The 13,798-nt window shown below is 70.4% G+C and carries 1 protein-coding gene; it reads right to left on the reverse strand.

Annotation, left to right across the window (positions count from 1 at the left end):
* Positions 1 to 11: 11 nt before the first annotated feature.
* A complete protein-coding gene (locus BO221_RS28815; RefSeq protein WP_083681476.1) occupies positions 12 to 13,748 on the reverse strand; it encodes a non-ribosomal peptide synthetase in 13,737 nt (4,578 codons plus the stop codon).
* Positions 13,749 to 13,798 lie beyond the last annotated feature (50 nt).

Below are 13,798 nucleotides of genomic sequence, written 5' to 3' on the forward strand. Positions count from 1 at the left end.
ATCCAAGACAGTCATTCGACCAGGGCCCGCTCCAGGCACTCCTGGAGCCGCGCCGCCAGGACGTCCACATGCGGCGGGAGCAACATGCTGTCGTGGTCTCCCGGAACGACCTCGACACGCACCTCCGAGCACCGGTCCGCCCAGCCTGGCTCCGGATGCGCCGGCCTCCCCGGCTGGAGCTCTGCGGCCCGGAAGAACCGCAGCGCACCTCCCTCCCAGCGCGGGGCGGTGTACCGGTGCAGGGCTTCCGCATGGCTCCTCCACACCCGGAGGAAGCGAAGGCCCCGCTCGACGTCCGGGAAGGGGGGCTCGATGCCCCTCCGGGCCGCCTCGTCGAGCACCTTCTGGAGCTGTGCCTCGGCTGGCAGTCCGCGCAGCGCTCCGGCCGGGAGGTCCACCCAGGAAGCCACCATGCCCGCCAGGAGCACGGCGTCGTCCTCGGGCGGTGGAGGGAAGTGCTCCGGGCCGGGCGAGTCGAGCAGCGCGCACAGCGGCACCGCATGGCCCTCGGCGGACAGACGGCGGCCCATCTCGTACGCAATCACCCCTCCGAAGGACGCACCGATGAGCAGGTACGGCCCCGTGGGCTGCACGGCACGCAGGAGCTCGAGGTAGTGCGCGGCCATCTCCTCGATGGTGGTGGGCTCCAGTCCTCCCGCCTCCAACCCCGGCGCGTCGAAGCCGTAGGCGGGCCGGTGGGGAGCGATGCGCCGCGCCAGCTCCCGGTAGAAGAGCGTCCGCCCCCCCATCGCGTGCGGGAAGAAGAGCGCCGGCCCGGGAGAGCCCCCCTGGAGCCTCACGAGGCAGCTCGTCCGCTCCGGCGCGGCCGGCTCGCGGCCGTCTCCGAGCTTCTCCGCCAGCCGCGCGGCGAGCGTACGCACCGTGGAGAACTGGAACAGCTCCACCATGGGCAACGTGCGGCCCACCAGGGCCTCCACCTTCATGTGCACCGCCTGCAACAGCAGCGAGTTGCCGCCCACGTCGAAGAAGTTGTCGTCCGCGCCCACCCGATCCAACTGGAGCACCTCGGCCCAGAGGGCCGCGAGTGACTGCTCGAGTCCACTCTCGGGAGCGACATAGGAGGCACCGAACCCCGCCCGCTGTGAGTCCGGCGCGGGCAGGGCCTTGCGGTCCACCTTGCCGTTGGGCGTGAGCGGCAGGGTTTCCAGCAACACGACGACCGCAGGCACCATGTGCTCCGGGAGGCGCTGCTTCAGCCAGATGCGGAGTTCCTCGGAGTTCAGCCCGGGGCCCGTGACACCCTCACCCCGTCCCTCTCCCGGGGGGAGAGGGGAAATGGGGACCACGTAGGCCACCAGCCACCTGCCACTCGGGCCGTCATCCCTCGCCATGACGACGCCAGCGCTCACTCCCGGGTGTCTCGCCAGCGCGGCTTCGATCTCGCCGAGCTCGATGCGGAAGCCTCGCACCTTCACCTGTCCGTCCCGCCGCCCGAGGAACTCGAGCCTCCCGTCCGGCAGGTACTTCACCAGGTCTCCCGTCCGGTACAGCTTCGCTCCCGGCTCCGTGCTGAACGGATGCGCGACGAACTTCTCCGCCGTCAACTCCGGCCGGTTCAGGTACCCCCGCGCCAGCCCGTCTCCGCCCGTGTACAGCTCTCCCGGGACGCCCACCGGCACCGGCTGCATCCGCTCGTCCAGCACGTACACGTCCGTGTTCGCCACCGGCCTGCCGATGGGCACCGACACCGCGCCTTCCGGCACCTCCTTCACCTCGTGCCAGGACGTGTTCGTCGTGTTCTCGGTGGGCCCGTACAGGTTCAGCAGCTTCGGGTTTCCGCCCTGCCGCAGCACCTCGCGCAGCCGCACGGGGTCCGCCGCCTCACCTCCGAACATCACGTACCGCACCGTCTGGAATGCGTCCGGGCACTCGGCCACCACCTGGTTGAAGAACGGCGTCGTGAAGACCACCGCGCTCACCCGCTGCTCGCGCACGAAAGCGGCCAGCGCATTCGGAGACAGCGCCACTTCCCGGGGCACGCCCACCAGACTCGCTCCGTTGAGCAGTGCGCCCCACAACTCGAGGTTCGACGAGTCGAACGAGGTGTTGGCCATCTGGGTGAAGCGGTCCTCCGCCGTCACCTGGAATGCGTCGGTGTCGCGCACCAGCCGGACGACACCCCGGTGGGGAATGCACACGCCCTTGGGCCTTCCCGTCGAGCCCGACGTGTACATGACGTACGCCAGGGACTCGGGCCCCACCGTCTCCTTAAGGTTCTCCCCGCTCTCGTGCGCGAACTCCTCCCACGTCAGCTCCAGGACGAAGGCGCTCCCCGCGGGCAGTTCCGAGGCCAGCTCCGGCTGGGCCAGCACCACGGGCACCGCCGAATCCTCCAGCATGAACGCCAGCCGCTCCGGCGGGTATGACGGATCCAACGGCACGTAGGCGCCGCCCGCCTTCAGGACACCGAGCATCGCCGCTACCAGCTCCGGAGAACGCCTCGCGCACAGGCCCACCAGCGTCCCCGCGCCCACGCCGAGCCGCCGCAGGGCCCGAGCCACCTGATTGGCCCGCGCGTTCAGCTCGGCGTACGTGAGCCGTTGCCCCTCGTAGTCCACCGCCAGGGCCTCGGGCCGGCGCGCCACCTGCTCCTCGAACAGCGCGTGCACGCTGGCGTGCCTCGGGTACTCCGTCCGTGTCTGGTTCCACTCCACCAGCAGCCGCCGCCGCTCCTGCTCGTCCAGCAACGGCAACTCACCCACGCGGCGTTCGGGGTCCGCCACCACGCCTTCCAACAACGTCCGCAGATGCCCCAGCATCCGGACGATCGTGGAGGCATCGAACAGGTCGGTGCTGTACTCGACGACGCCTTCCAGCCCCGCCTGCGTCTCCCTCAACGATAACGTCAGGTCGTACTTCGACACCTGGCCCGTCAGCTCCACCGGACGGGACTCGATGCCCGGTAGCGCCAGGTCCGGCGACGGGGCGTTCTGCAGGGAGAACGACACCTGGAACAGCGGCGCACGGCGGGTGTCGCGCACGGGATTCAGCGCCTCCACCAGCTTCTCGAATGGCACCTCCTGGTGCGCATATGCGCCCAGCGCCACCTCCCTCACCTGGTGCAGCAGCTCCCGGAAGGACGCCTCTCCCCTCACCTTCGCCCGCATCACCAGGACGTTGACGAAGAAGCCGATCAACCCTTCCAGCTCGGCGTGGTCACGGCCCGCGATGGGCGAGCCCACGCTGATGTCGTCCTGTCCCGAGTAGCGGTGCAACAGCGCCTGGAAGCCCGCCAGCAACGTCATGAAGAGCGTCACGCCCTCCTTCTGGCTGAGCTTCCGCAGCCCCTCGGCCAGCTCCCAGGGCAGGTGCATGTAATGGACCGCGCCCCGGTAGCTCTGCAGCGCGGGTCTCGGGCGATCCGCCGGCAACTCCAGGGCCGGTGACGCGCCTCGCAACTGATCGCACCACCAGGCGAGCGTCGACTCCAGCACCTCGCCCCGCAGCCACGCCTGCTGCCACGTCGCGTAGTCCGCGTACTGGATGGGCAATGCCTCCAACGCTGGCGCCCTGCCCTCCACGAAGGCCTCGTACAGGGCCTTCAGCTCCCGGGTGAGCACCCCCATCGACCACCCGTCCGAGACGATGTGGTGCATCGCCATCACCAGCACGTGCTCCGCCTCGCCCGTCCGCAACAGCGTCACCCGGAGGAGCGGCCCCGTCTTCAGGTCGAACGGGCGCTCCACTTCCCCGCTGGCCAGCCTCCGCGCTTCTTGCTCTCGTGCGCCCTCGGGGAGTTCGCGCAGGTCCACCACCGCGAGAGGCAGCTCCATCGCCGCGGAGACGACCTGGACTCCGCCCTGCTCGCCCTGCGGGAAGGTGGTCCTCAGCGCCTCGTGCCGCTGCACCAGCGCCTGGAAGCTCCGCTCCAGCGCCGCCACGTCGAGCACCCCCTCCAGCCTCAGTACCAGCGCGAGGTTGTAGAGCGCACTCGACGGATGGATGCGATCCAGGAACCACAAGCGCTGCTGCGCGAAGGACAGTGGCAGCGCGCCCTGCCTCGGCACGGGTACCAACGGCGGAAGCCGTGGCTCCGGCCTGGCCTGCGAGAGCACCTCGAGCCGGCTCGCGAGCTCCGCCACCGTCGGGGCCTCGAAGAGCACCCGCACCGGGAGATCCACCTTCAACGCCTCGCGCAGGCGTGACGTGACGCGCATCGCCAGCAGCGAGTGCCCACCCAGCTCGAAGAAGCTGTCGTGTGCGCCCACTCGCCGCACGCCCAGCAACTGCGCCCAGATCTCCGCTACCGCCTGTTCCAGTGCCGTCCGGGGTGCTTCGTACTCTTCCTGCCCCGTGCCTTCTGCTTCCAGCTCCGGCAGCGCCCTTCGGTCCACCTTCCCACTCGGCGTCAGCGGGAAGGACTCCAGGCACATGAACGCCGATGGCACCATGTACTCGGGGAGACGATTCTTCAGCCAGGTGCGGAGAGCCTCGGGTTTCAGCTCGGGGCCCGTGGCACCCTCACCCCGTCCCTCTCCCGGGGGGAGAGGGGAAGTAATCACGTAGGCCACCAGTTTTCTGGCTCCCGCTCCGTCCTCCCTCGCCACGACCACTACGTCCTTCACCGCCGGGTGTCTCGACAGCGCCGACTCCACCTCCGCCAGCTCGATGCGGAAGCCGCGCACCTTCACCTGCGCGTCCCTCCGCCCCAGGAACTCGAGGTTCCCGCCCTCCAGGTACCTCGCGTAGTCCCCCGTCCGGTACAGCCTCCCTCCCGGCTTCGCCTTGTACCCGTCCGGGATGAACCGCTCCTCCGTCAGCTCCGGCCGGTGCAGGTAACCGCGCGCCACCGCCGCACCTCCGATGTACAGCTCCCCCACCACCCCCACCGGCACCGGCTCCCCCCGCGCGTCCAGCAGGTGCACGCTCGTGTTGGAGATCGGCCCGCCGATGCTCGGCACCTCTGGCCACGTCTCCGGGTCTCCCTCCAGCCGGTACGCCGTCGCCACGTGCGTCTCCGTGGGCCCGTACTGGTTCTCCAGCACCCCTCCCAGTCTCTTCATCAGCCGGCGCAGCGCGGGCGTCACCCTCAGCTGCTCTCCCGCCGTGATGACTTCCTTCAGCGCTCGCGGTGCCAGCCCCTCCCGGTCCGCCTCCTCCGCCAGGTTCTGCAACGCCACGAAGGGCAGGAACAGCCGCTGCACACCGCCGCTGTCCAGCTTCTCCAGCATCGCCCTCGCCTCCAGCCTCAGCTCCTCGGGGATGAGCACCAGCTCTCCGCCCGCTCCCCACGTGGAGAACAGCTCCTGGAAGCTCACGTCGAAGCTCAACGCCGAGAACTGCAACGTCCGCGGCTTCTCCGCCGAGCGCGCCACCTGCCAGCGAATCAGGTTGAGCAGCGGCCGGTGGTGCATCGCCACGCCCTTCGGCACTCCCGTCGAGCCCGACGTGTAGATGACGTAGGCCAGCGACTCCGGCCCCGGCACCGTCTCCGGGTTGCTCTCCGCGCACTCCGCCCAGGCCGCCGCCTCCTCGTCCAGGTACAGGCGCTTCGCCTCACTGGCCGGCAGCGTGTCTCCCAGTAGCTTCTGGGTGAGCAGTACCGGCGCCCGTGAAGCCCCGAGCATCAGCGCCAGGCGCTCGGCCGGGTACGCCGGATCCAACGGCACGTAGGCGCCACCGGCCTTGAGAATCCCCAGCACGCCCACAGCCAGGTCCATCGAGCGTCCGACGCACAGGCCCACCGGCACGTCCGGCCCTACCCCCAGGCTCCTCAGGTGGTGCGCCAGCCGGTTGGCCTTCCGATTCAGCTCGCCATAGGTGAGCCGCTCCTCCCCGAAGCTCACCGCCACCGCTTCCGGCGTCCGGTCCGCCCACGCCTCGAACAGTTCGTGCACCCCGTTGGCCGGGGCGTACAACACCTTCGTGTCGTTGAACTCCACCAGCACCCGCCGCCGCTCCGCCTCGTCCATCAGCGGCAGTGCCGACACCTTCCGCTCCGGCTCGGCGACGGCTCCCTCCATCAGCCGCGTGTAGTGCGCCGCCATCCGCGCCACCGTCGCCTCGTCGTACAGGTCCGTGTTGTATTCCCAGAGGCTCACCAGCCCTTCCGCCGTCTCCCTCACGAACAGCGTGAGGTCGAACTTCGCCATCCCCGGCTGGAAGGAGAGCTCGCTCACGGACACCCCGGGCAGCGCCATCGCCGTGAGCTCGGTCTGGTAGACGAACATCACCTGGAAGAGTGGCGACCGGCTCAAGTCCCTCACCGGCTGGAGCGCGTCCACCAGTTGCTCGAAGGGCATGTCCTGGTGCGCATAGGCGCCCAGGCATGACTCGCGCACCCGGCCCAGCAGCTCCCGGAAGCTCACGTCTCCCGAGGCTTCCACCCGCAGCGCCAGCGTGTTGAGGAAGAAGCCGATCAGCCCCTCCACCTCGCGCCGGTTCCGCCCGGAGATGGGCGTTCCCACCACCAGGTCCGTCTGCCCGCTGTAGCGCGCCAACAGGGCCTCGAAGCCCGTCAGGTACGCCATGAACAGCGTGACGCCCTCCTCGTTGCTCAGCGCCTTCACCGCCCCCGCCAGCCCCGCCGGCAGTGGCATGGTCAGGTGCGCCCCGCGGAAGGTCTGCACGGGAGGCCTCGGCCTGTCGGCCGGCAACTCCAGCACCGGCGGCGATCCGGCCAGCCGCTGCTTCCACCACTCGAACTGCTCCTCCAGCCGCTCGCTCTTCAGCCACTCCCGCTGCCACGCCGCGTAGTCCGCGTACTGCACTGGCAGCGCCGGCAACGTGGGCTCCGTCCCCGAGCAGTACGCCGCGTACAGCGTCTCCAGCTCCCGCGACAGCACGCTCAGGGACCAGAGATCGCACGCGATGTGGTGCATCACGAGCACCAGCACGTGCTCCTCCGCCGCCACGCGCAGCAGCTTCGCCCGCACCAAGGGGCCCGTCACCAGGTCGAACGGGCGGCGTGCCTCCTGCTCCACCCGCCGGGTGGCTTCGCCGGCCTCCTGCCCCTCCAGGTCTTCCACCACCAGCGTCAGCGCCAGCTCCGGCGCGACGTGCTGCACCGGCCGTCCATCCACCAGGAGGAACGTCGTCCGCAGCGTCTCGTGCCGCTGGATGATCTCCCCGAGGCTCCGCTGCAATGCGGATACGTCGAGCCGTCCTCGCAACCTCAGGGCATAGGGCACGTTGTACGTGAACCCACCGGGCTCCAGCTGCTCGATGAACCACAAGCGCTGCTGCGCGAAGGACAGTGGCAGTTCCCCCTCCCGCGACACGGGGACCAGTGGGGGAACTCCGGATTCCTCCGTGGCTCCCGGGAGTGCCTCGAGACGCGCCGCCAGCGCCTCCACCGTGGGCGCCTCGAAGAGCATCAGGATCGGGAACTCCCGCTGGAGCGCCTCACGCAGCCGCGTGGCCACCTGCGCCGCCAGCAGCGAGTGTCCGCCCAGTTCGAAGAAGTCGTCCCGAGCCCCTACCCTCGGCTGCTTCAGCAGCGGCGCCCAGATGTCCGCGACCAACTGCTCCATCCGCGTCCGCGGTGCCACGTACTCCTCGCGCTCCGCTCCCTCCGCCTCCGGCGCAGGCAGGGCCTCGCGATCCAGCTTCCCGTTCGGCGTCAGCGGGAGACGCTCCAGCCGCACGAAGGCCGACGGCACCATGTATTCGGGCAGCGTCTGCTTGAGCCAGGTGCGGAGTTCCTCGGGTTTCAACCCGGGGCCCGTGGCACCCTCACCCCGTCCCTCTCCCGGAGGGCGAGGGGAAATTGGGACCACGTAGGCCACCAGGTGCTTGCCGCTGGGAACAGTGTCCCTCACGACCACCGCCACCTCGCCCACCCCCGGGTACTTCGCGAGTGCCGTCTCCACCTCTCCCAGCTCGATGCGGAAGCCACGCACCTTCACCTGCGCATCCCGCCGGCCCAGGTATTCGAGCCTTCCGTCCGCCAGGTACCGGACCCGGTCTCCCGTCTTGTACAGCCGCGCCCGAGGGTCCTCGCTGAACGGATGGGGCACGAAACGCTCGGCCGTCAGCTCCGGCCGGTTCAGGTACCCCAATCCCAGCCCGTCTCCTCCCGCGTACAGCTCTCCCACCACCCCCACCGGCACCGGCTGCATCCGCTCGTCCAACACGTACACCACCGTGTTGGAGATCGGCCTCCCGATGGGCATCGGGTTCCCCACCTGCCCGGGCTCCGTCATGACGTAGCAGCAGGTGAAGGTGGTCACCTCCGTGGGCCCATACCCGTTCACCAGCGTCCCGGTCCTCCCTGTCTCCAGCACCGTCCTCACCCACCTCGGGTCCGCTGCCTCACCGCCGAACAACACCTGCCGCACCGTGAGGAAGGCTTCCGGGCACTCGGCCGCCACCTGGTTGAAGAGCGACGTCGTCAGGAACATCGCGCTCACCCGCTGCTCGCGCAGGAACGTGGCCAGCGCCTTCGGGGCCAGCGCTACCTCCCGGGGCACTCCGACCAGGCACCCTCCGTTCAGCAGCGCTCCCCACAGTTCCAGGGTGGACGCATCGAACGAGGTGTTGGACATCTGCGCGACACGGTCCTCCCCGGTGAACCGGACGAAGTGGGTGTCGCGCACCAGCCGGACGATGCCCCGATGCGGGATGCACACGCCCTTGGGCCTTCCCGTCGAGCCCGACGTGTACATGACGTACGCCAGGGACTCGGGCCCCACCGTCTCCTCGAGGTTCTCCCCGCGCTCGTGCGCGAAGGCCTCCGGCGACAGCTCCAGGATGAAGGCGCCACCCGCGGGCAGCTCCGAGGCCAGCTCCGGCTGGGCCAGCACCACCGTCACCGCCGTGTCCTCCAGCATGAACGCCAGCCGCTCCGGCGGGTACGACGGATCCAACGGGACGTAGGCGCCACCGGCCTTCAGGATGCCGAGCGTCGCCACCACCAACTCCACCGAGCGTCCCGCGCACAGGCCCACCAGCGTCCCCGCGCCCACGCCCAATCCCCGCAGGGTCCGCGCCACCTGGTTGGCCCGCTGGTTCAGCTCGGCGTACGTGAGCCGCTGCCCCTCGTACTCCACCGCCACGGCCTCGGGCCGGCGCACCGCCTGCTCCTCGAACAGCGCGTGGACGCTGGCGTGGCGTGGGTACTCCGTCCGCGTCTGGTTCCACTCCACCAGCAGCCGCCGCCGCTCCTCCCCGGTCAGCAGCGGCAGTGCGGACACCTCCTGCTCCGGCCGCGCCACGGCGCCCTCCAGCAGCAGCACGTAGTGCGCCGCCATCCGCGCCACCGTCGCCTCGTCGAAGAGGCCGGTGTTGTACTCCCACAGGCTCTCCCAGCCCTCCTCCGTTTCCCTCACGAACAGGTTGAGGTCGAACTTCGCCAGCCCCGTCTCGAAGGCCACCTCTTCCGCCACCACTCCGGGCAGGGGAAGAACGGGGGCCGGCTCGATCTGCGAGAACACCACCTGGAACAACTGCGCACGGCTCGGGTCCCGTATCGGCTGAAGGGTGTGGAGCAGCTGCTCCACCGGCAGCTCCTGATGCGCGTAGGCGCCCAGGCAGGCCTCACGCACGCGCCCGAGCAGCGTCCGGAAGCTCTCCGTCCCCGGGACCCGGGCCCGCAGGGCGAGCGTATTGACGAAGAGGCCGACCAGCCCCTCCAGCTCCCGCTGAGTGCGTCCCGCACTGGGCGAGCCCACCACGAAGTCCTTCTGCCCGCTGTAGCGCGCCAGCAGGGCCTGGAAGCCCGCCAGCAACGTCATGAAGGGGGTGACCCCCTCCTGGCGGCTCAGCTCCCGGAGGGCCCTGGAGAGCGACACGGGCAGCCGCATCGGAATCATCGCGCCACGGAAGGTCTGCACCGGAGGCCTGGGCCTGTCCGTCGGCAGCTCCAGCACGGGAGGCACCCCGGCCAGTTGTTGCTTCCACCAGCCCAGCAGTGAGTCCAGCGACTCGCCCTTCAGCCACTCCCGCTGCCACCGGGAGTAGTCCGAGTACCGCACCGGCAACTCCGGCAGGGAAGGCGCGCTCCCCGTGGAGAACGCCTGGTACAGCGCCGCCATCTCCCGTGCGAGCACGCCCAGGGACCAGCCGTCACAGACGATGTGGTGCAGCACGAGCACCAGCACGTGCTCCTCCGCCGCCACCCGCAGCAACAGCGCACGGAACAGGGGTCCCCGCTCCAGATCGAACGGGCGCTGGAACTCCTCCTCCACCCGCCGTTGGAGTGCCCCCTCCAGGCTCTCCACCGGAAGTGCGAACGTCAGCGCTGGGGCGATCCGCCGCACCGGCTGCCCCGCCTCCTGGGTGAATGTCGTCCGCAGCGCCTCATGCCGCCGGATGAGCTCCCCCAGGCTCCGCTCCAGCGCGGGCACCTCGAGCCTGCCCCTGAGCCGTGTGACGTACGGCACGTTGTACGTGAAGCCTCCCGGCGCGAGCTGCTCGAAGAACCACAGCCCCTGCTGCGCGAAGGACAGCGGCAGCGCCCCCTCCTCCGGCTGTGACACGAGCGGTGGAGGCCGTGGCCCCTGATGCGGCTCGGCGGCCGGCTCGAGCCGCCGCGCGAGCTCCGCCACCGTGGGGGCCTCGAAGAGCGCGCGCACGGGCAGCTCGACCCGGAGTACCTCACGCAGGCGCGAGACGGCCCGCGTCGCCAGCAGCGAGTGCCCACCCAGCTCGAAGAAGTGGTCGTGAGCACCCACGCGCCGCACGCCCAGCAACGAGGCCCAGAGTTCCGCGACGAGCTCTTCCAGCGCGGTCCGGGGAGGGACGTACTCCGTGCTCACTGCTTCCGGCTCCGGCTCGGGCAGTGCTTTGCGATCCACCTTCCCGTTGGGAGTGAGGGGCAGGGCCTCCAGCCACACGATGGCCGAGGGCACCATGTGCACGGGCAGGGTCTGCTTGAGCCAGGTGCGGAGCTCCTCGGGATTCAACCCGGGGCCCGTGGCACCCTCACCCCGTCCCTCTCCCGGAGGGCGAGGGGAAGTTGGCACCACATAGGCCACCAGGCGATTGCCACTGGCGCCGTTGTCCCTCGCCACCACCACCGCCTCGCCTACTCCCGGGTGCTTCGCCAGCGCCGTCTCGATCTCCCCCAGCTCGACGCGGAAACCGCGCACCTTCACCTGCTCGTCCCGCCGCCCCAGGAACTCGAGGTTTCCATCCGGCAGGTACCTCGCCAGATCTCCCGTCCTGTAGAGCCTCGCTCCCGGCCTCGAACTGAAGGGGTGGGCCACGAACCGCTCCGCCGTCAGATCCGGCCGGTTCAGGTACCCCAGCGCCAGTCCCTCGCCCCCCACATACAGCTCTCCGGCCACCCCCACCGGCACCGGCTGCATCCGCTCGTCCAGCACGTACACTTCCGCGTTCGCCGGTGGCGTACCCATGGGCACGGACACCGCCCCCTCCGGCACCCGCTCCACCACGAAGAACGTGGACGCCGTCGTGTTCTCCGTCGGCCCGTAGCCATTCACCAGGTACCGCGGCGCGCCCCGCTCCAGCACCATCCGCATCGCCTTCGGCTCCGGAGCCTCGCCTCCAGCCACCACGTACGTCAGCGTGTGGAACGCGTCCGGACACTCGGCCACCACCTGGTGGAACAGCGCCGTGGGCAACACCGTCGCGCTGATCCGCTTCTCCCGCAGGAACGCGGCGAGCACCCTCGGGGACAGCGCCACCTCCCGCGGCACGCCCACCAGACACCCGCCATTGAGCAGCGCGCCCCACACCTCCAGCGTCGACGCATCGAACGAGGTGTTGCACACCTGCGCGACCCGCTCCTCCCGCGTCAGCCGGACATGGATGGTGTCGCGCGCCAGCCGGACGATGCCCCGGTGCGGGATGCACACGCCCTTGGGCCGTCCCGTCGAGCCCGACGTGTACATGACATACGCCATCGCCTCCGGCCCGCCCGTCTCCCCGAGGTTCTCCTCGTCCTCGTGCGCGAACGTCTCCCAGGAGCGCTCCAGCGGCACCACTGTCGCGCTCATGGGCGGCAGCTTCGACACCAGCTCCGGCTGCGCCAGCACCACCGGCACCGCCGTGTCCTCCACCATGAACGTCAGGCGCTCCGCGGGATACGAAGGATCCAGGGGAACGTACGCGCCACCCGCCTTGAGGATGCCCAGCATCGCCGCCATCAGCTCCAGCGTGCGCTCGGCGCACAACCCCACTCGCGTCCCCTCCCCCACCCCCAGCCGCCGAAGGTACCTGGCCACCTGATTGGCCCGGCGGTTGAGCGCCGAGTACGTGAGCCGCTCCCCCTCGTATTCCACCGCCTCCGCCTCGGGCCGGCGCGCCGCGTGCTCCTCGAACAGCCCGTGCACCGTGGCGGGGCGAGGAGACTCCGTCCGTGCTGGGTTCCACTCCACCAGCACCTGGTGCCGCTCGGCGTCCGAGAGCAGCGGCAGCTCCGCCAGCGCCCGCTCCGGGTTCGCGAGCGCCCCCGCCAACAGCCGCGCGTAGTGCGCCGCCATCCGCGCCACCGTCGCCTCGTCGAAGAGGGCCGTGCTGTACTCCCAGAGGCCCACCAGCCCCTTGGGGGTCTCGCGCATGAAGAGCGTGAGATCGAACTTCGCCACCCCGGGCTCGAAGTCGAGCGCCTCCACGGCTACGCCGGGCAGGGTCAGCGCGGAGAAGGGCGCGGCGGTCTGGAGGGTGAACGAAGCCTGGAACAGGGGCGGCCGGCTCAGGTCGCGCGCCGGCTGGAGGGCATCCACCAGTTGCTCGAAGGGCACGTCCTGGTGGGCATGGGCCTCCAGGCAGCAGGTGCGCACCCGGCGCAGCAGCTCACGGAATCCCCGCTCGCCCGGCACCTCCACACGCAGGGGCAGCGTATGGGCGAAGAAGCCGATGAGCCCCTCCAGCTCGCGCCGGTTGCGCCCGGAGATGATCGAGCCCACCACGATGTCCCGCTGCCCGCTGTAACGCGACAGCAGCACCTGGAAGGCCGCCAGCAGCGTCATGAAGGGCGTGAGCCCCTCCTGGCGGCTCCACGTGCGCACCGCCTCGGAGAGCCCCGGCGGGAGCGGCACCGTGAGCACGGCCCCCTGGAGGGACTGGACCGGGGGCCTCGGCCGATCCGTGGGCAGCTCCAGCACCGGTGGCGCCCCGGCGAGCCGCTGCTTCCACCACGCGAGCTGCCCCTCCAGCACGTCCCTCGCGAGCCACTCCCGCTGCCACACCGCATGGTCCACGCACTGCACCCGGAGCGCGGGCAGCGCCGGGGCCTCGCCAGCGAGCAGGGCCCGGTACAGCCCGGACAGCTCCCGCTCCATCACTTCCAGCGACCAGCCATCACACACGGCGTGGTGCAGCGTGAGCAGCAGCACGTGCTCCGAGGCGGACAGGCGCAGCAGCTTCGCCCGCACCAGCGGCCCCTGCTCCAGGTCGAACGGGCGCCGCGCCTCCTCCTCCGCTCGCCGCCGGGCGGTGAGGGAACGCTCCGCTTCGGGCAGGGCCTCCAGGCTCTCCACGGGCAGCGGGAGCACCGGCTCGGGAGCTACCCGCTGGGACGGCTGCCCCTCCACCAGGACGAACGTGGTGCGCAGCGCCTCGTGCCGCCGGACGAGCTCCACGAGGCTCCGCTCCAGCACGGCCACGTCGAGCGGACCCGACAGCCTCGCGGCGAGCGGAACGTTGTAGGCATACCCACCCGGCGCGAGCTGCTCGATGAACCACAGCCGCTGCTGCGCGAAGGACAGCGGCGGCACCACGTTCCGGGATACCGGCACCAGGAGAGGAGCCCTGAGCCCCGGCCGCGTGCCCGGCTTCGCTCCAGGGGTGCTCTCGGGGGGCTGCACATCACGCACGTTCATATCGGCCTGGGAGTCCTGAATCGGAGGCAGGGGAGGCAGCGGGAGGACTT

The sequence above is a fragment of the Archangium sp. Cb G35 genome, from assembly GCF_001896145.1.
Classification (GTDB): Bacteria; Myxococcota; Myxococcia; order Myxococcales; family Myxococcaceae; genus Archangium; species Archangium violaceum.

Excerpts from the sequence above, each read along its gene's own strand:
- BO221_RS28815 (WP_083681476.1), bottom strand. The coding sequence starts at position 13,748 with ATGAACGTGCGTGATGTGCAGCCCCCCGAGAGCACCCCTGGAGCGAAG.